At 70.2% G+C, this 18,634-nt stretch carries 13 protein-coding genes; 8 read left to right on the top strand and 5 right to left on the bottom strand.

What is annotated here, in order from left to right:
- Positions 1-137: 137 nt before the first annotated feature.
- On the bottom strand, positions 138-914 hold the full coding sequence (locus GA0070610_RS05260) for a hypothetical protein (protein ID WP_157747036.1): 777 nt from the start codon (positions 912-914) through the stop codon (positions 138-140).
- 367 nt (positions 915-1,281) lie between these two features.
- Between GA0070610_RS05260 and GA0070610_RS05255 the strand changes: the two genes are divergently transcribed.
- The 8 genes from GA0070610_RS05255 to GA0070610_RS05225 all read left to right on the top strand — a co-directional run bounded on the left by GA0070610_RS05255 (position 1,282) and on the right by GA0070610_RS05225 (position 9,366).
- A complete protein-coding gene (locus GA0070610_RS05255; protein ID WP_088998970.1) occupies positions 1,282-1,587 on the top strand; it encodes a DUF6403 family protein in 306 nt (101 codons plus the stop codon).
- On the top strand, positions 1,569-2,954 hold the full coding sequence (locus tag GA0070610_RS05250; protein ID WP_231925918.1) for a hypothetical protein: 1,386 nt from the start codon (positions 1,569-1,571) through the stop codon (positions 2,952-2,954). Before GA0070610_RS05255 ends, GA0070610_RS05250 begins: the two co-directional genes overlap by 19 nt.
- Entirely contained in the window at positions 2,951-3,934 is a 984-nt protein-coding gene (locus tag GA0070610_RS05245; RefSeq protein WP_231925917.1) for a hypothetical protein, read from the top strand. Before GA0070610_RS05250 ends, GA0070610_RS05245 begins: the two co-directional genes overlap by 4 nt.
- Positions 3,935-4,056: 122 nt before the next feature.
- Positions 4,057-4,791 (top strand): NUDIX hydrolase, encoded by a 735-nt coding sequence (locus tag GA0070610_RS05240; protein WP_088998968.1) that lies wholly within the window; start codon positions 4,057-4,059, stop codon positions 4,789-4,791.
- Complete coding sequence (locus GA0070610_RS05235; RefSeq protein WP_088998967.1) at positions 4,788-5,936, top strand: 5'-methylthioadenosine/S-adenosylhomocysteine nucleosidase family protein; 1,149 nt, start codon at positions 4,788-4,790, stop codon at positions 5,934-5,936. The genes GA0070610_RS05240 and GA0070610_RS05235 overlap by 4 nt, the downstream gene beginning before the upstream one ends.
- Positions 5,933-6,670, top strand: a complete 738-nt coding sequence (locus GA0070610_RS30825) for a hypothetical protein (protein WP_172896323.1) — start codon at positions 5,933-5,935, stop codon at positions 6,668-6,670. The genes GA0070610_RS05235 and GA0070610_RS30825 overlap by 4 nt, the downstream gene beginning before the upstream one ends.
- Positions 6,671-6,753: 83 nt before the next feature.
- Positions 6,754-7,941 (top strand): IS110 family RNA-guided transposase, encoded by a 1,188-nt coding sequence (locus GA0070610_RS05230; RefSeq protein ID WP_157747289.1) that lies wholly within the window; start codon positions 6,754-6,756, stop codon positions 7,939-7,941.
- Positions 7,942-8,007: 66 nt separating this feature from the next.
- Positions 8,008-9,366 carry a hypothetical protein gene (locus GA0070610_RS05225; RefSeq protein ID WP_157747035.1) on the top strand — a complete coding sequence of 453 codons (1,359 nt, stop codon included), beginning with the start codon at positions 8,008-8,010 and terminating at the stop codon, positions 9,364-9,366.
- A 102-nt stretch (positions 9,367-9,468) separates the two neighbouring features.
- Here the strand turns inward: GA0070610_RS05225 and GA0070610_RS05220 are convergent, their stop codons facing one another.
- The 4 genes from GA0070610_RS05220 to GA0070610_RS05205 all read right to left on the bottom strand — a co-directional run bounded on the left by GA0070610_RS05220 (position 9,469) and on the right by GA0070610_RS05205 (position 18,401).
- Positions 9,469-10,959: a S1 family peptidase gene (locus GA0070610_RS05220; protein ID WP_331716500.1), complete on the bottom strand. Its 1,491-nt coding sequence runs from the start codon at positions 10,957-10,959 to the stop codon at positions 9,469-9,471.
- A gap of 499 nt (positions 10,960-11,458) precedes the next feature.
- Positions 11,459-13,285 (bottom strand): hypothetical protein, encoded by a 1,827-nt coding sequence (locus GA0070610_RS05215; protein ID WP_231925916.1) that lies wholly within the window; start codon positions 13,283-13,285, stop codon positions 11,459-11,461.
- A 218-nt stretch (positions 13,286-13,503) separates the two neighbouring features.
- A complete protein-coding gene (locus GA0070610_RS05210; RefSeq protein ID WP_088998964.1) occupies positions 13,504-14,340 on the bottom strand; it encodes a hypothetical protein in 837 nt (278 codons plus the stop codon).
- Positions 14,340-18,401, bottom strand: coding sequence for an AAA domain-containing protein (locus tag GA0070610_RS05205; protein ID WP_088998963.1), 4,062 nt, complete (start codon positions 18,399-18,401; stop codon positions 14,340-14,342). Before GA0070610_RS05205 ends, GA0070610_RS05210 begins: the two co-directional genes overlap by 1 nt.
- Positions 18,402-18,634: the final 233 nt, after the last annotated feature.

Genomic DNA, 18,634 nt, shown 5'->3' with positions numbered 1-18,634 from the left:
GGTACGCGGCGATCAGGGCGTCGTCGTCGCGCCAGGGTCACCGCAGCAGCCGTCCCCGGGTCGCTCCGGGGACGGCTGGGCTGCCGGGTCGGTCCGAGGACGCTGGACTGCGGTCGGTGGGCCGGGTGCCGGTCGGGTCACCAGGGCTCGGGGATGCTCACCGCCAGGCAGCGCCGGGTGCCGGGGACCGGCTGGTAGCAGGCGGAAGCCTCCAGGTTGTTGGTCAGGTCGGCGCGGGAGAAGGACGTGCTGCCGCCGTTGACGCAGGTGCCGCCGCTGGTGGACACACCGCCGGTGACCTTGGCCGTGGCGCAGCCGACCGTGGCGGCCGTCTTCTCCACAGTGTTCAGCGAGGAGCGCTGGTCCGTGTACTGGTGGACGCCGTAGCCGATCAGCCGCACGCCAGGGCGGGTGACCGTGTACTGGAACGCGGTCGACGTGTAGTACGACCAACTGGCGCCGGTGCCCACGGTGCGCAGCTCCGGATCGGCGGACGAACCGGGAACGAACATGGCGAAGCCCTTGTCGTGGGTGGTGGTGCCCGCGACCATCCGGTAGACGATCACCAGCAGCCCCTGGCTGTAGCTGCCGGTGGAGTAGGTCAGGTAGCTGCCGCTGCCGCAGGTGGTCCGGTCGGCGACGTAGCCGACGCCGTTGGCGTAGAGCATCACCCTGGCGCAGCGGCCGTCGTCGGCGGTGTCCTCGATCGTACCGACCGTGGTGCTGGTGCCTGAGTTGTCGGTGGCGTAACCGGTCAGCCGGACGCCGGGCAGCGTGCCGGCGTACTGGTAGGCGGTGGGATGGTAGTAGCTCCACGAGGCCGACCAGCCGCTACCGGAGGGCAGCGCGAGCGCCGGCGAGGCGGGCAGCAGTGCGGCGACCAGCGCGCCGACCAGGGCCGCGAACAGCGTCACGCGGGTCGACCGCCATCGGAAACGGGCCTTCATCGGTCCTCCGATCTCCACGACGGGCACGACACCCGGCGTCACGGATCAGGTTGACCGACGACGTCGGCGGCGCGTACCGCTGGGTCTCGAAGCGGACACAGGAACTCCCCCGCGACGGGGCGGCTCCACCGGCCCACGTACGCCTGGTAGGCCCTGCCATCCGCCCAGACGGGGTGCGTCATGCGCAAACCGTACGACGCAGGTCGCCTGCCGGGCCTCGACCGCCGGGGCCGGTTCGCGCCGGTCCGACTCGGTCAGCCAGACTCGGTCGTACCCCTGCCCGCCCGACAGCCTGCGAGCGCACCCCGTACCCCTCGTCCGATGGTTGGAGCGCATGTCCCACACCCTCCTCGTCTGGTTGGTCGGCGGCCTCCTGCTGGTGGGCGCGGGCTTCGCGACGGCCCTGCTGCCGAGGTGGCGCGCGCGGGAGCGGGAGCGCCGGACGGCCTGGTCCACCGCGCGCGCGGCCATCGACAGCGCGGCCGTCAGCCGGGACGCGGCGGCGACCCGGGTGCCGCAGGCCGAGCGGCTGCTGACCCGCGCCGAGTCGATGGCGGCCGGGCGCGGCGGGGCTTCCGCCGCCCGCGCGGCGGCGCAACACGCGAGGGAGGCCGACCGGCTGTGGCGCACACACCAGTGACACCCCGCAGGCACTACCGCTACGAGCTGCTGCGGTGGTCGCTGCTCGGCGTCGCCGTGGTCGTCCTGGTGGTCTTCCTACTCGCCCAGCGGCAGAGCGTCGACGTCAGCTACGGCCGGTCGCCGGCCGCCACGGCGAAGATCGACGAGGGCTCGGCGGGTGAGCTGAGCGACGCGAGCGTGCCATCGGTGGACGAGATGACCGCGCTGGTGGCCGCCGAGCCGGTGGTGCGGCTGCCCGGCTCGACGGCGCGCTGGAACGAGCAGCGGGTCCGCGAGGCCGCCGGCGACCGCCCCGTCCGGATCCTGGTCGCGCCGCCCGGGCTCGACAAGGACGAGCGTGACCGGGTGCGGGACGTGGAGAACGCGACCATCCGGGTGATCGGCACTGAGGTCAGCGGCGGCATCTACCAGGCCGTGGCCGACACGCTGCCCGACTGGCGGGCGCAGTTCGCCACCGCCGACGTGACGAACCTGCTGGTGGGGCTGATCGCCGCGCTGCGGGACGCGCCCGACCCGCCCGAGCACGACGAACTGCGGTGGCGCGCGCCGACCGACCGGGAGCTGGCCGCCGTCGCCGCCGACCTGCGGGCCACCGGCCTGCACCTCGGGGCCGGGGCCACGCTGACCGGTGTCCCAGACAAGGCCGCGCGCAACGCCTTTCCGGACGGCGCCCGGTACGTGGCGCTGCCCGCGCAGCCGTTCGGCGAGCCGGTGCCCCGGTACGGGCCGGCGCTGGCCGAGCTGTTCCCGGGCACGCCGATCGTCGTGATGTACGGGCTCTGGATCGAGTACCACGGGCCGGCGGCCGACGACTTCGCGGAGCTGGCCGGGGCGAGTTTCTACGGCCAGTTCGCCGGTCGGCTGAGCCGCTACGACTACCCGCAGGGCAACGTGCTGACGGCCTGGCTGAACCGGGTCACCGACCTGCGCTACTCGGGGCTGTTCGACCGTCCGCTGCCGTACCGGCCGATCGATCCGCTGCGGGTGGCGCTGCCGGCCCTGCCGTGGATCTTCGCAGGCTGCGTGGCGACGTTCCTGATCCTCTCGGTCCGGTCGCTGCGCCGGCCGGACGGGGCCGTGCTCCGGCGGGGCGACCCGGGGCGGGGCGGCACTCCCGCGCGGTTGGCGGGTCTCACCGCGCTCGCCGTCGAGATGTCCCTGCTCACCGACGCGCGCAGCGACCCGGCGCTGACCCGGGGCGTCGTCAAGCTCCAGGCCGCCCGCGCCGCGCTGGACGAGGAGCTACCGGACCGCCACGCGCGTACGTTGCTCGACGAGGCGTCCGGGGAGCTGGACGACGCCGCCCGGACGCTGGGGATCGCCAGTTACCGCCCGGACCTCTACCTCCGGGGCAGGCTGTCGTGAACCCGTCCGTACGACGTCGGCTCGGTGACCTGTTCGGCACGCCCTTCGGCATCGCCGTCCTGGCCTGCCTGGTGCTGGCCGGCTGGGCGTTGTGGACCGGCGGGGCGCTGGACGGTCCGGTCGCCCGGCACGTGCGCGCCTCGTCCGTGTACGTCGCACCGGGCGTCGACCTGGACCGCGCGGCGGCCGAACGGATCATCGGCAACCGCCGGCTGGTCGTGCTGATGCTCGAGCCGGGCGCGGACCTCAGGCAGGGCTGCCGCCAGGTCGAGCGCGCCGCCGACGGGACCGTCGTGCTGGTCATAAGCCGCGACTCCGACGAGTACGACACCTACGGCTGCGCGCTGCTGCCCGGGCGCGACGACGGGAACTTCGGCCGGGCCTTCGTGGCGGAGATGACCATCAGCCGGGGCGTCGACACCTTCGCCGACCGCCCCCTGGAGGCGCTGAAGGTCGTCACCGTCAACTACGACCTGCTGGTGAAGGCCGGCACCGTCCCCGACGGCGCGCGGACGATCAGCCCGTCGCTGCCCCGCTTCCTGCTCGCCGGCGCCGCGATCCTGGCCGTCGTCGCCGGGGCGACGGTGCTCTACGTGGGTGGCCGCCGCGCGGGCCGGCTCGCGGACGCCCGTCGCCGCCGCCGCGACGGGAGCGCCGACGCCCGTGGCGCGCTCGGCGCCGCCGCGGCCGTACTGGCGCAGCAGATCATCGACCTCGACCAGCGGTACGCCCGGGCGCAGCGCCAGGCCTACGTCAGCGGCGCCGAGGAGGCGTTCGGCAGGAGGTACCTGGCGCTGACGTCGGACTACGCCGCGCTGCTCGACCGCGTCGCGGCGGTGGACGCCGACGACGAGGAGGCCGTACGCGAACTCGTCGAGCGGGTCGACGCGTTGAGCCGGCGGGCGTCGACGCTGGCGGAACCGCCGAGGGCCCGCCCGAAGGGCGCCCGCAGCCGTAACACCCCGCCCTCCGGCGGCTGACCGGCCCGTCGCCGGGAGTGATCGGGCGGGGCGCGCCCCTGCCGTCGGGCATCGGCTGCTGCTGAAAGCCGACACCCGTCCGCACTTCCTGTCATAGTGACAGTAAGTCTAGGGTGAGATCCATGTCGGACGATCGTTGGGTTGCGCCCACCGTTCTCCTCGCGGTGGACCTCGTCATCCTCACCCTGCGCGATTCCCGGCTCCAGGTGCTGCTCGTGCAGCGCGGCGTGGAGCCGTACCGGGGCGCCCTGGCCCTTCCCGGCGGCTTCCTGAACCACGCGGAGGAGGACCTGCCGGCGGCGGCCCACCGGGAGTTGGCCGAGGAGGCCGGCCTGTCGGCGGACCAACTGCACCTCGAACAGTTGGGCGTCTACGGCACGCCGGGACGCGACCCCCGGGGCCGCGTCGTCTCCGTGGCCTACCTCGCCGTCGCTCCCCGGCTGCCCGAGCCGACCGCCGGCACCGACGCCTCCGACGCGTGCTGGACCCCCACCGATCGCGCTCTCTCGCCCGACGCCCGGCTCGCCTTCGACCACCGCCGGATCGTCGCGGACGGCGTCGAGCGCGCCCGCGCAAAGCTGGAGTACTCGGCGCTGGCGACCGCGTTCTGCGGCCCGACGTTCACCATCTCGGAGTTGCGGGACGTCTACGAGGCGGTGTGGGGCGTCAGCCTCGACCCCCGGAACTTCTACCGCAAGGTCCAGAGCGTCGACGGCTTCATCGTGCCCGCCGGTACGACGAGGAAGACCGACACCGGACGCCCCGCACGGTTGTTCCGGCCGGGCCCGCGCGAGGCGCTGCATCCCCCCATGACCCGGCCGACGCAGCCGACGGACAAGGAGACGGCAGAGGCATGAACAGCAGTCCCGTCGTGATTCTCACGGCCCTGAACCTGGAGTACGACGCGGTCCGCAGCAGGCTGACCGACCTGCGGGTGCACCGCCATCCCGCCGGCACGCGCTTCGAGGTCGGCCGGCTCGGCGGCTGCCGGGTGGCGCTGGGCCTGGTGGGCAAGGGCAACCACCCGGCGGCGGTACTGGCCGAGCGCGCCATGGCCGAGTTCTCCCCCGCCGCGGTGATCTTCGTCGGCGTCGCCGGCGCCCTCTGGCCGAGCATCCGGCTGGGCGACGTGGTGGTGGCGTCCCAGGTCTACGCCTACCACGGCGGCACGAGCGAGGACGACGGCCTCAAGGCCCGGCCGAAGGCGTGGGAGATTCCGCACGGCGCGGGCCAGATCGCGCAACACCTGGCGCGCAGCGGCGAGTGGTTCCGGGGCCAGCCCGGCGACGCCGCGCCCCGGGTGCACTTCGCGCCGATCGCGGCGGGCGAGATCGTACAGGATTCGGCGGTCTCCGAGCAGGCCCGGTGGGTTCGGCAGCACTACAACGACGCCGTGGCCATCGAGATGGAGGCCGCCGGCGTCGCCCAGGCGGGTCACCTCAACCGGGCACTGCCCGTGGTCGTGGTGCGGGGCATCAGCGACCGGGCCGACGGCACCAAGACGGCCACCGACGGGGAGAACTGGCAGCCACGGGCGGTGGCCCACGCGGCCGCGTTCGCCACGGCGCTGGCGCAGGAACTGGTCGCCGACGCCGCGGCCGACCAACGGGAAACGGCGAAGAGGAACAGGCAGGCGCAGATGGGCATCACCAACAGGAACATCGCCAGCGGCAACGCCCGGGTGGGCGTCCAGGCGGGACAGATCCACGGCAACGTCACCGTGGGTTGGGAGCCGGAGCAGCCGGCCGATCTCGCGACGGCGATCAGCGAGCTGCGTGACCTGCTCAAGCAGGCCCACCGCGACGGCCAACTGGACGAGGACACCTACGCGGCGGCGGAGACGGAGCTGGACACGGCCGGCGACTGCCTCCAGGAAGAGACACCGCAGAGCCGGAGCGTCCTGATGGTGTCGCTGCGGAGGCTGCGCGGCCTGGTGGCCGACGTGACGGAGCTGGCGGCCAGGCTGGCCGCGATCATGGCCGTGGCGAAGGGGCTGTCGTGACCACGCCGACCACGACCAACGTCGCGCAGGGCGATGCCCACGTCGGGGTGCAGGCCCAGGCGATCCACGGCGACGTCTACTACCAACTGCCACCGGACGCCTCGCCGAAGGAGAGGTTCCGCACCGGCGTGAAGTACCTCGACGCCCGGATGCCGGGCAGGGCACGCGAACTCATCGAGGAGGCCGTGGCGCGCGGGCACGAGACCGACGAGGTGCGCTTCCACTGGCTGCTCGCCCTGCTGAGCGGACGCACCCTGCGACAACTGGGCAACGAGGACCTCATCACGCTCTCCACCATCTGCGGCCGCATCACCCGGGTGCACGGCCGGGGCGAGTGGACGGTCGGCCTGCGGTCGGTCCTGCGGCTGCTCAGCTCCCTGGACACCGCCGACACCGAGTTGACCGTCAAGGAACTTGACGAGCTCAGGCCGCGCCAGCGCGACAAGATCCTCGATCACCTCGGGGTGCTGCTCGAAGGCCCGGTCGAGGACCAACTGTGGCACCGCTCGGTCGAGCGGGCCAGGGCCGGGCAGAAGGCCGGGGACAGGAGGAACCGGGTCCGGCTGTTCTTCCACCCCGTTACCTTTTTGATCGTCCCCAGCCGGGGACCCTCGGTCGCCCGGCCCGGTATGACTTCCTGCCCCTGTCGTTTGCATGATCCGGGGGGTGTTGTCGCCGGGTCGGGTGGCGTCGGCGGACCGCTGATAGGGACACGGCCACCCGTGTTGGGGTAGGTCTCTTCGTAACGTGGCTGCCGGCAGTCCGACGCCTGGACCAGCGACCGAGGCTACGGGATCGATGCGTGGAGGCGGGTCTGGTGAACGACGGATACGGCGTCTACCTCGGCTTGGACGTCGGCAAAGAGGGCCACCACGCGGTCGGGTTGGCACCGGACGGCAAGCGGCTGCACGACGCGCCGTTGCCGAACACCGAGGCCCGACTGCGGCAGTTGTTCGACAAGCTCGCCCGCCACGGCCGGATTCTGGTGGTGGTCGACCAGCCGGCCTCGATCGGCGCCTTGCCGGTCGCGGTGGCTCGGGCTTGCGGTCATCAGGTGGCCTACCTGCCCGGCCTGGCGATGCGCCGCATCGCTGACCTGCACCCCGGTGCGGCGAAAACCGACGCCCGCGACGCCTACGTCATCGCTGACGCCGCCCGCACCCTTCCGCACACGCTGCGCCGGGTCGATGTCGGCGACGAAGCCCTCGCAGAGCTGGAGGTCCTGGTCGGCTTCGACGACGACCTCGCTGGCGAAGCCACCCGGGTGTCCAACCGGATCCGTGGCCTGCTCACTCAGATCCACCCCGCCCTGGAACGAGTTCTCGGCCCGAAAGTGCAGCACAAGGCCGTGCTGGAACTGCTGTCGCGCTGCGGGGGACCGGTCGGGCTACGCAAGGCCGGACGTCGCAAACTGCTGTCCGTCGCCGGGCCTCACGCCCCACGCATGGGTGAACGCCTCGTCGAGCAGATCATGAACGCGCTCGACGAGCAGACCGTCACCGTCCCCGGCACGAACGCGGCGGAGACGATCCTGCCCCGCCTGGCTGACAGCCTCCGCGACGTCCTACGCCAACGCGACCAGGCCGCCGCCGAGGTCGAAAGGATCCTCGATGCGCACCCTCTCGCCTCGATGCCCGGCATCGGCGTCAGGACCGCCGCCCGGATCCTGCTCGAAGTCGGCGACGGCACCGCCTTCCCCACCCCCGGCCACCTCGCCGCCTACGCCGGCCTCGCCCCGGTGACCCGACGATCCGGCAGCAGCATCCGCGGCGAACACCCACCCCGCGGCGGCAACAAGAACCTCAAACGAGCCTTCTTCCTCGCCGCGTTCGCCGCCTTGGCCGACCCCGTCAGCCGCGCCTACTACGACCGGAAACGCGCCGAAGGCAAACGCCACAACGCCGCCCTCATCTGCTTGGCCCGACGCCGCTGCGACGTCCTGTTCGCCATGCTCCGCGACAAGATCCCCTACCAGCCACGCCCCATCAGTCCGGTCCCCGCTTGACGAAACCCATAGGGACACTCCCCCGCGCCGCCGAGGGTGCGTCCCGTCCAGCCGGCCTCGATCCCGGTGGGCGAATGGCTGCGTGCCCTCACCGCCGCAGCGGCCTTCGTCCTCGCCGCGGGCAACATCGCGCGACTGGTGCTGCAACGCGGCGAGTTGTCCCCGGTGCTCGCCTACCTCGTGTCCGCGGCGGGAGTCGTCGCCTTCGTGGTCGGCGGGGCGGACCGGCACTTCCGGCGGGAGCGGTTGCGGCTGAAGGAGGCGGAGTACGCTCCGCCGACGCAGCGCAAGAAAGGGTCGCTGGCCGGCGGCTTCGCCCGGAAGGTGGACCGGCTCTTCGACACCTACTTCGGGCGGTACGTGCCCCGGGACACGGCCCGGTCCCACTGGCTCGCCCAGACTGCGGGCATCCGCAGGCACCTGCGCGACGAACTCGTCGAGATCTACCGCGAGCAGCGGGTCGACGCGGGCGAGATCGCCTGGCTGGTTCGTCACCTCGTCGGCGACGTACGGCAGCGGTGGGAGAACGACACCCTGACGGCCTACCGGACCCGGCTCCGCACCCCGTTGTCGACCACGGCCCTGTGCGTGACCGGGTTGGTCGCTGCCGCCGCCGGAGCTGCCTGGGTGGCGCCCGCCGCCGCGCTGACCGCGCCGGTGGGCGGCACGGCGTCGGTGCTGCTCGCCGTGGCGTCCGCCGTGATCGGCGCGCGGGCGTGCTTCCGCATCGTCGCCGAGCGGCGACGCGTACCGGCCGACGAGGCGGAGCGGGCGCAGCAGTTGGCGGAGCGGCAGGCGGCCTACGAACACTGGCAGAAGAAGCTGTCCCGCAAGCCGTCGGACGCGGAGATGGCCTCCTGGCTGGAGTGCGACCGCAGGATCCTCGTCGACGAGGCGATGCGGCACTACCGGCTCCGGCCCAGTCAGGTGATCGCGCACGCCTTCATCGAGGCGCCCGCCGGGTCGTACAAGCGGGCCCGGGTGCCGCGGGGACCGTGGCGCTACTCCAGGTACCGGCTGCTGCTCTTCCTGCTGACCGACGACGGGGTACGCCAGGTGGACATCGACCTCGACTTCGAGGAGGGGGTTTCCCGTGGGACGCAACGACTCAACTACCGCTTCGACACCGTCGCCGCCGTACGCATCGACGGGGTGGCGACCCAACAGCAGACGTTCGAGCTGAGACTGGTCAACGGCGATCCGATCCGCGTCCGGGTGACCGAGTCGAGCACCGACGGGATCCAGCCGGGCGAGGATCCGGGGGCGCTGTCCCGGGTCGCGCTGGACGCGTCGGGCCTGCCGCACACCCTCCACGTCCTCGAGGGGATCGCGGCCGAGGGGAAGCAGTGGATCAGGCAGCAGCGCCGACGGGCCGACGAGCGGCTCTCCGAGGTGACGGCGACCGTCGCCGGCTTGATCGGGTGACGCCGGCGCCACTCGCTCGGCGGTACGCCGAATCGCCACCGGCGCGGCCGGACGCGGCGACGCCCGCATCGCCGGTGCGATGCGGGCGTCCCGTCGAGCCGGTCAGGGGTTGCTGTAGCCGAGGGCGTAGCTGCCCGAACCGCTGTAGGCGTGCACCCGCCAGCGGTAGTAGCCGGCCGTGCCGTTGTAGGTGACGGTCTCGTCGGCGGCGGCCGTGGTGCCCTGCGCCACCGCGCTCCAGCCGCTACCGTTCCACTTCTGCAGGTAGAGGTCGAAATCGGTGCCGGTCGGGCCGTCGAGGCAGCCGCTGTGGGTGCCGGAGGTCGACGAGTAGTAGTAGCTGCCGTTCGGCTGGTAGGCGTTCCCGCCGCTGGACAGCGACCCGGTCGCGGAGAACTCGTAACCGCTGCAGCCGGTCGGCGGCGGCGGGTTGCCGCCGCCGCTGGTCACCAGCGTCCGGCCGTACGCGGAGAGGATCTCGTTGACCGGCTGGAAGTAGGTGGTGCCGCCGGAGGTGCAGTTGCCGGAACCGCCGGAGGTCACGCCCTGCGCCTGCTGGCCGCTGAGCCAGGACCCGCCGGAGTCGCCCGGCTCGGCGCAGGCGTTGGTGCGGGTCAGGCCGGAGACGGAGCCCTCCGCGTAGTTGACGGTCTGGTTGTAGGCCTGCACGGTGCCGCAGCGCCAGCCGGTGGTCGAGCCGGAGCGGCAGATGGCCGCGCCGATCGCGGCCACGGTGGAGCCGGCGACGGTCACGTTGCCGCCGGCGTAGTTGTTGACCCACGGCTGCGGGGTCCAGTTGGAGTTGACCGCCACCCAGGCGTAGTCGTTGCCGGGGAACGAGGAGCCCTGGAAGGTGCCCTGGGCGGCGCGGTTGAAGCCGGTCGTGGCGGCGCCGGTGTTGCCGCAGTGCCCGGCGGTGACGAAGCCGCCGTTGACGGAGAAGCCGACCGAGCAGCGGCCGCCGCCGATGTAGTAGGCGTCGCCGCCGCGTACGTCGTAGAGCAGCCGGGGCTGTTCGGTGGTGCTGACCACCCGTACCGCCGAGGCATCGACGCCGCTGGCCTTGATGAAGGCCCTGGCGGCAGCGCTGCCACCGCGTGCCTGCACCACGACGGTGTTGGACTTGACGTCGACGTACCAGCCGGGCACCGAGGCCGGGGGCGCCTTGGCGGCAGCCGCGTCCAGCCCGCCCTTGATCGCGTCGAGCTTCCGGCCGCTGCGGTCCACCAGCCTGGGGGTGGCACCGGCGGCGGTCACCTCGGCCGCCTTGGCGCTGTCGGTGACGGCAACGACCAGCGACTTCGCGTCCGGCGCCAACCAGGCACCGGCGAAGGTGGAGCCCAGGCGCTTACGCAACGCCAGTTCCGTACGGCTGGCGGCGTCGTCGGAGGCGATCCTGGCGCGGGCGGCGGCGGGAGTCAGGCCCAGATCGCGTTGCATGGCGGCGAGCATCTCGGGCGAGGCGGCCTCCCCGGACGGCGCGACCGGGGTCGGACCGGTGGGCTTCGCGCTGGCGGGCCCGGCGATGGCGATGGCGGCCAGCCCGGCTGGCAACAGCACGGCTGTCGCCGCGCCGGCAAGGATTCGTTTCATCCAGGTCTCCTTCGGGTTGCGGAGCTGCGGGTGCGATCGGAGGGTTACGGCACCGACAGGTGGCCGTAACCTAGAACACGATTCACCGATGCCGATAGATAACCTTCGGCTCATACCGCCGCACCTGGCACTATGCGCACCCTTACGGCCACGCTCCGCCATCGACACGTGGGCTGGCGGCGCCGGACGAACCCGCTGGCGCCGCTCGGCGCGCGGGGCAATCTACGGGGTTTGTCGTGGAGTCACACGACCGTCGCGGCATTGAGGCTCGACGGGCTGTCGAGATCGCCTACATGCTGCTGGTCGACGGGAGGTTCGCCGTCGCATCGACGCTCCCGCCTCACCCCATGGCTCGTCGACGAACACGCCGCAGTGGCCAGCCAACCGGATGCCAGCGGCGGGGTGAGGCTCTACCGCGCCACCAACTGACCACGCACGAGCAGCCGCAGATGCTTCCAGCTTTCAATCTCGCAGCGCAGCAATCACCCTTCGAATGTCGTCAGTTCGTCTGTCCGGTCGGTAGGTGCCGACCGATGTAACCGACATAGATTCGGCCACTCTGCGCCGTGTCGTCGTAGTAGTGCATCCGAGGGCTGATCATCGCGAACTGAGCTATTTTGAAGTGGGCTCCCATGAAGGTTGTGCCCGCCTGCACGACGGAGGTTGGCACGGGGAGAACACGCCTCCTCCAGTACGCCGGGTTGGTCCGGACCTCCTCACTCTCATCGCGGGCGTGCCGTCGCGTCGGCCACTCGTGGCAGCCATCCGGAGTGTTCTCAAGGAATCCGTGCACGTCCCGGTCCCAGCGCCCGTCCGCCTTTGCCGCTGCGTAGTCCTGGAGCACCAACAGCGCGTCCCATGTCTTCGAAGCCCATGCGCCCAGGGGGTCGTTGCTGTCGAGATCCTCAGCAGGGTCAGGATCACCCGAAAACACGACGTGCGTGAGCTTCGGCAGCCAACGGAGTAACTCGCCGAAGCTGTCCGGCCGGGTGACGTCCTTTTCCGATGGCTGCGCCGTCCAGGCCACCTCTGCTTGCCCCATCGACGCCAGCCGGCGGCGCAGCGTCCGTACGGTCTCCTCTGACCGGGTCAGAAGGTCGACGGCGTCTCGGTTCTCAAGCTGCTCATCCTCCAGCTGCCATTTGACGTCACGATATGCCTTCTGCGTCTCGTCGAGTTCAGCTTGGAGCTGCGCGAGTCGGGATGCGATGTCTTCCTGTGCCTCCTGCGATGACCGACCAACCTCGATCAAACGCACTACTTCGTCGATCCGGTCGACTGTCAGCTCATCGATCCCTACCTTGATCTTCAGGTAGTCGAGCAACATGTCCTGTTGCGTGTTGACATCGTCTTGGCGACGATCACTCTCCCGCGTCTCGACGGCTGCCGCCCGGGGCTGCGACGGAACGAGCGACACCCGCTTCGAACCGACGTCCCCAAGCCGGTTCACCAACATGTCGTCGGCGATGCGTTCCAGCATCCGATGAACCCGCGCCACCGATGCGGGTAACGGCTGCTCGAGAGCCTGAAGTTGGGCGCTGGAGGCGAGGACCCGCGCGAGCCGGGGCTGTTCGCTGTCGTCGGCGATCCGTTCGGCGCTCAGGACCCGGTGCCGCAGTCCGTCGACGACCGAGTCCGGTTGAACCTGGGAGCGATAGGTACGCAGCCGGCCAGGCAGCACGGCATGGGCCTGGCCGAGCCGGTCGTTGAGCAGCTGTGTGGCATCCCCGTCCAGCACAAAGCACGAGGCCACACCGATGGTGAACCGGGTCAGATTGGCGATCCGGTTCGTCCACGGGACTGATGGCAGCGAGCCGTCGTTGCCGGCGACGAAGACGACACCTCGTCGTTCGGTGTCGATGAGCGCTCGGTAGACCTCGTCGACTTCGTCGCCGCGGATGACGATTGGCCGCGTCGTGAGGCGGGCGGCACCGTCCCAAGCGTCGACGATCTCGAGCGTTGGAGCAAGAAAGCGAGGGGTGCCTGCGCGGCGAGGTCGGCTGCGTGGGTCCTCGCCGTCGGGGTCGGGGGATTCGATGTCGACCCAGGCCCACGCCGCACGCTCTCTTGCGTTGGGCGAATGTACGGTCAGCTGGGTGATCCACCGGCCGTCCGACTTGGTCTCGACGATCCGCACGCGAGTGGACGCTGACCCATCCTGCCCTTCATGCTGCAGCAGCAGGGCCCGGACGTCCTCGCCGATGGTCGTCCACCGGTTCTCGCGCAGCGCGTGCGGATCCCAGCCCTTGGGATCCGCGATCCACCGGTCAAGTTGTTCCCGTACCAGCGGCAGCAGATGGTTCCGGTTGTCATGGGTCGTGAACACCGACCTGAATCCGAGCATCGTGACGTCCCAATTGGTTTCGGGCGAGGGGCTCAGCAGAATGCGTCACCGAACTCGCTCGATGCGGCCCAACAGCCCTTCACCCGCTCCTCTAACATCTGCTTCTGACTTCGAAGCTGGAGGAGCGGGAGGGCCCGAGGCCGGCATCTGGACAAGGGAAGGTTGAGCCGCTGCCGGGTGATCAGGAGCTGGGTCTGCGATCAGGGCGCGGATTCCAGATCATTGAGCAGAGCGTGGACAGGCGCCCAGCACATCCGCACCGTGTCCAGGTCGGGTACGAGCCCGTACTCGATCTGATGGCGGGGATGGACGAAGTTGCGGTAGTCCCGCACCTTCTCCATGAAGTCCTTGGCGTCGGTCTGGACCCACTTCTGCCGATGCGCGTACTCCAGCAGGAGGTGAAGGCCCGCGCGTTCGGCCGGAACCCGCCGGCCACCCCGGCCGACCAGTCCGCTTCTTCGCACTGTTTCGTCGCGATCAGTCACCACGACGTGCAAGAGCCCTTCTACGAAGCTACCGATGCCGATGATTGCCAGCGCGTAGGCCCCATTGTTCTGACAGATCGACGCTTCATCGGCGCGTGCCATGAGGATGTCTACCGCCTTGCTGTCCCCGGATAGCCGTCGCACCCGTTCGTGGAGGTCCGGCGGTGGCCCGTACAGGGGGGTGTCGCCGGTCCGGCTGAGCTGGCCGAGCACCGGACGCCCGCCGACGTATGTGACGGTGAGCCCTTCAGGAGCCAGGATCCGGTTCAGTTCCTGCGCTATCGGCTCGGCTGCCTCGATGCCGCCGTCGTACTCCAGCGGGTCACAGATGCGGCAGAGCAGTCGGTCGAGTGCGGCGGCGTCGTCAGCGTGGGAGGTCAGCACCTCGGTGAGCCAGGGCACCCGCGGCGACCCGTCGTACTGCGGACTGCCGGGCCACCGGACGCGGTGCAGGAACCGCTCGACCTGCGACCCCGTCCGCTCGTACGGGCCGTCAGCGTCGCAGATCAGACGAGCGACACGTTCCAGGGTGAGCAGATCGAGGACAGCCATCAGGACACCTCCCGGTCGGCGCGCTGCTGCGCGAGGTCGAGTGCTTCGGTCAGACGCTGGATGATGACCGACCCCCGCTTTCGGAACCCGAGCTCGGCCATGGCCTCCTGCAAGCGCTCATCCCGATCACGCTGAAGTTGGTCGCTCACCAGCCAGGTGCAGATCTGCACCAGTTGCTCTCGGGTGTATTCGGTGATCTTGAGGCCGATCGGCACATCGGGGCGCGGGCCACGGCTAGCCGCCGACGGCGACGGCCGCGGCGACTGACCGTGCCGAGGCGCCGCTGGCGCGGGCCGGGTCTTCGCAGCGTGGTCGGCGCGATCGACCGCCTGCTTCCAACGCGCGACGAGCCGGGCCGTCTGGCCTGCCGGGTCCACGTACCAGTCAGTCGACCAGATCCGGTGAAACTCCCAGCCAAGTCGCTCCAGGTGCTGCTGGCGAAGTCGGTCCCGGTCCCGGGCGCTGTGCGCCTGGTGGTACGAGTGACCGTCGGTCTCCACGGCGAGCACCATGCGGCCGGGCTGGTCCGGATGCGCGAGTGCCAAGTCGATCCGGTAGCCGGACACGCCCCACTGCGGCACGACGTTGATGCCCTGCTGCTGGATGGCGCTCAGCACACTGCGCTCGAGGCCGTTGAGCTCGACCCCGGTGTGCTGTCGCCCACCGATGTCGCCGCCAAGCTCGACGAACTCCAGGTAACGGCGTAGCAGCTCGGGCCCGCGGTTCCTCGTCGCTGCGGTCTGGTTCGGGTCCATGTCGTGATGCGAGAACGCGCTCACCACGGTCATCCGACTCCGCGCGCGGGTGACCGCGACGTTGAGACGCCGCTCCCCGCCCTCCTGGTTGAGCGGTCCGAAGCGCAGCGGAAGCCGACCGTCCCGGGTCTTGGCGTAGCCGATGCTCAGGATGATGGCATCCCGCTCGTCGCCCTGAACGTTCTCCAAGCTCTTGACGAAGAAGCGCTGGCTCGCCGCCCGGTCCTGCGAGAAGAAATCGTCCAGGTGCTCGTGCTCACGGCGCCGGCTCCGCAGCGTCGCCTCGATCCGCAAGGCGTGCTTCTGCCCCATGGTGATGACGCCCAGGCTCTCGTTCGGCCGCTGCTCGGCATGCTCGAGAATGAGCTCGACCGCCCGGTTGACCTCCTCGGTCGATGAGCCACTCTGCCCAGGGGCAACGCGGCCGTCCACCGTCTCCAAGCGCAGCGGGCTGTCAACCTGTACGCCGGGGAACGTCACAAGAGAGCGGTTGTATATCTCGACGTTCGAAAACGCAATCAAACGCTCGTCGCGGCTGCGGTAGTGCCAGGTCAAGCGGTACCGGTCCGAGATCAGGCCGCCCAGGACGTCGAGAACGGACTCGTAGTCCTCCAGGCTCTCGTCGCCGAGGTCATCATCTTCGCTGGCTGGGGTCTGCTGGACGAGCCGCCGGAAGAACGGCGTTGGTGGGAGCTGCTTCGGATCGCCGGCTACTACGAGTTGAGTGCCACGCATGATCGAGGCGACGGCGTCGTGTGGTTCGATCTGGCTCGCCTCGTCGAAGATGACCACGTCGAACGATCGCTCAGCCGGCAGGATGCGGCTGACGACGAGCGGTGACATGGCCCAGCACGGAAACGCGGCGAGGAGCACGTCCGGGGCACTGCTGAGCAGCTTCCGCAGAGGCAGGTGCCGGCTCTTCTTGGCGGCCTCCCGCCGGACGAGGCCGTTCTGGTCGGGGCGGGCGTCCCGGGCCTTGCGCAGGTTGACCGCCACGTTGCGGCGCACGTGTCGAGCGGCCATCTCGATGTGTCGGGCGTCGACGGCACGGAAGTCCTGGACCACCGCGGCATGCTGCTGTCCCACGAACTGACCGAGGTACGGGACCCGCATGCGCATCTCGTCGAGGACCACCTGCAGCCAGGCGCGCAGCAGGGTGTCGGCGGCCTCGTCGCTCGAGACCTGCCGCGCGGCCAGGTCGTCGAGCATGTATCCCAGTCCCAAGGAGCGGAAGCGCTGCTGCTGCTTGTTGAGCTCGGGCATCCGGAACAGCGTTTCGCGGTCGGCGTTGAGGTCGGCAACGGTATCGGCGGCCCTGGTGGCCGGTCCGCGGTCGAGGCCATCGATGCGGGCACATGCGGCCACCGCGGCGAGATGGTTACGCAGCTGGACGAAGGACGACATGCAGAGATCGGCACCGGCCAGGGCGGTGGGCGTGCTGTCCGTGCGGCTGAGCTTCCGCCACCGCTCGCGTTGATCGATTGCGGCGATCAGGCCCTGGTGCAGCTCGGATCGCCTTCGGGGGGCGGCCGGACAGGCCCGCCGCAGCTCACGTCTGAGCTGGAAGCGACGGAAGAATCCCAGCGGTTCCGGTCGGTGTGGCCGGGAGCGCCCTGGTGCCACCGCGTAGGCGAAGTCGTCCAGGTCCGGGCCGAAGACCTGTTCGCCGTAGCCGGCGATGGTGCGCTCGACCTCGCTGATCAGGTCGAACAGTTCTTTCCAGGCGGCGAGGTCGTCGGGTACGTCCAACCCGGCCCGGTCCACCATCTCCCGGATCTGCCGTTGTGCGCCGTGCAGTGCTCCGGCTGCGAGCCCGTCGAGATGGACCAGCACCTTGTCGACGTCGTCCGAGGTGTGGATCGCGGCCTTTGCCCACGGTGATTCGCCGCGCCAGATCCGCAGGCCCCCTCGGTCCACGAACGTCCGGAGGTCCTCCCGCGCATCGTCGACCATGGACCGGCCAAGGTTCCGCAGCTCGGATGCACGCAGGTTGTACCTGCCCACGTCGTATGCGGGCAGGGCGAGTAGCTGCTCGATCACCTGGAACGCGCTCACGCCCCAGGGCTGCCGTTCTTCGTGCAGCTCGGCCGGATGCCGCTGTGCCGCGGCCCGCCGGCCGTGCAGGCGTCGGTGCAGGTCGGTTGTGTCCACCGGCGGTTCGCTGCCAGCTTGAGCGAGGACCGCAGCGATACGCTGGGCCACCTGCCGCTTGCTGATCTTACGGTCGTGTAGATCGAACACCAGGTTGTCGAGCCCGACGTCGCCGAGACGGTTCATCACCGCTTCGATCGCCGCCCGCTTCTCGGAGACGAACAGTACGCTGCGACCCATCGCAGCCATGTACGCGATGATGTTCGCGATCGTCTGGCTCTTGCCCGTACCGGGCGGGCCCTCGATGACCACGTGCCGGCCGGACAACACCGCGTCGATCGCGGACTGTTGGGACGAGTCCGCATCGTGGACCAGGAACTCCTTGGCCGGGTCGATCCGGTCGGCGCTGGAGCTGGGCCCACGAGCAGGCTCGGTGCGCAACTTCTGCCGAGCGTCCCGGTCGCCCGCCATCGCGCCGATCACCGGGTGCGCTGCCAGCAGCTCTGCGGAGTTGCGCAGGTCCTCGACCATGGCCAGCTTGTCGAAGCTGAAGACGCCTGCGATCACCGCCGGCTCCAGCCGGAGACTCAGGCCGCTGGGTGCGACCGCCTTGGCAATCAGCTCGTAGGCTGCGTTCAACTGCTGGTCCGGGTCGGTGAGTTCGGTCAGCATCGCGCTCAACTGGTCGCCGAGGGCGCTGACGTTTGCCTCCACGCCGTACTGCCGCTCGAGTGCGTACAGAAGAACGGGATTGATCTCGGGTGATTCGGAGAGCTCCAGCGTGAAGTCGTTCTCGGTCGCCGTCCGGCTGTCGAGCGCCAACTGCTGCAGGATCAGCGGCGCCCGTAGCGGTTGCATCGGTACAGATCCACGCGTGTACGTGCCGACCATGCAGAGCAGGCCGCGGGTCACCCAGCCGGCCTGGATGCCCTGTTCCTCTTCCAGCTCGACCAGCTTGCGGCGAAGACCGCGGGCGGTGTTGCAGGCGGAGGTGTGGCGGTCCTGATCCGGGAAGAGTGTCCGCAGGCGGACCTTCTGCCCCCTGAGCAGGTCGGCGACCCCGTCGGCAGCCGCCTCGGCGAGATCGAGAGCGGTGCTCTGCCGCTCCTTGAAGTAGAGCAGAGTGTTGCGCGGGCCGAAGTCGATCAGTTGGTCTGCCCACCGGCCAGCGGCCTGCTGGACGAGGTTGAGCACATCCGGTTGGGTCAACAGCATCTCGTCTCCAGGTCAGTCGACGTACGCCAGTGCTGGTCCGCCGGGCCGTCGGCCCGAGGCAAAGCCCTCCAGGATAGGGCGTTGGGCCTGTCGATCCATGGGTCGGATTTCGGACAGCGGCTTCGATGAACGGACACCCGTCAGCAACCTTCAGCTTTTTATTAATGGCTACCGCTCTGTCGCTTCAGCTCATCGAGCAGGGCCGTCATCGGTACTCGGAGCGTTCAGTGCCC

Source organism: Micromonospora echinofusca (assembly GCF_900091445.1).
Classification (GTDB): domain Bacteria; phylum Actinomycetota; class Actinomycetes; order Mycobacteriales; family Micromonosporaceae; genus Micromonospora; species Micromonospora echinofusca.
Note: the sequence above shows the minus strand (reverse complement) of the source record. Positions and strands in the feature narration are given on the sequence as shown.

What these genes read in the sequence shown, in the direction of transcription:
- GA0070610_RS05255 (WP_088998970.1), top strand. Translation starts at nt 1,282, where the DNA reads ATGTCCCACACCCTCCTCGTCTGGTTGGTCGGCGGCCTCCTGCTGGTG.
- GA0070610_RS05235 (WP_088998967.1), top strand. Translation starts at nt 4,788, where the DNA reads ATGAACAGCAGTCCCGTCGTGATTCTCACGGCCCTGAACCTGGAGTAC.
- GA0070610_RS05210 (WP_088998964.1), bottom strand. Translation starts at nt 14,340, where the DNA reads ATGGCTGTCCTCGATCTGCTCACCCTGGAACGTGTCGCTCGTCTGATC.
- GA0070610_RS05205 (WP_088998963.1), bottom strand. Translation starts at nt 18,401, where the DNA reads ATGCTGTTGACCCAACCGGATGTGCTCAACCTCGTCCAGCAGGCCGCT.
- GA0070610_RS05220 (WP_331716500.1), bottom strand. Translation starts at nt 10,959, where the DNA reads ATGAAACGAATCCTTGCCGGCGCGGCGACAGCCGTGCTGTTGCCAGCC.
- GA0070610_RS05240 (WP_088998968.1), top strand. Translation starts at nt 4,057, where the DNA reads ATGTCGGACGATCGTTGGGTTGCGCCCACCGTTCTCCTCGCGGTGGAC.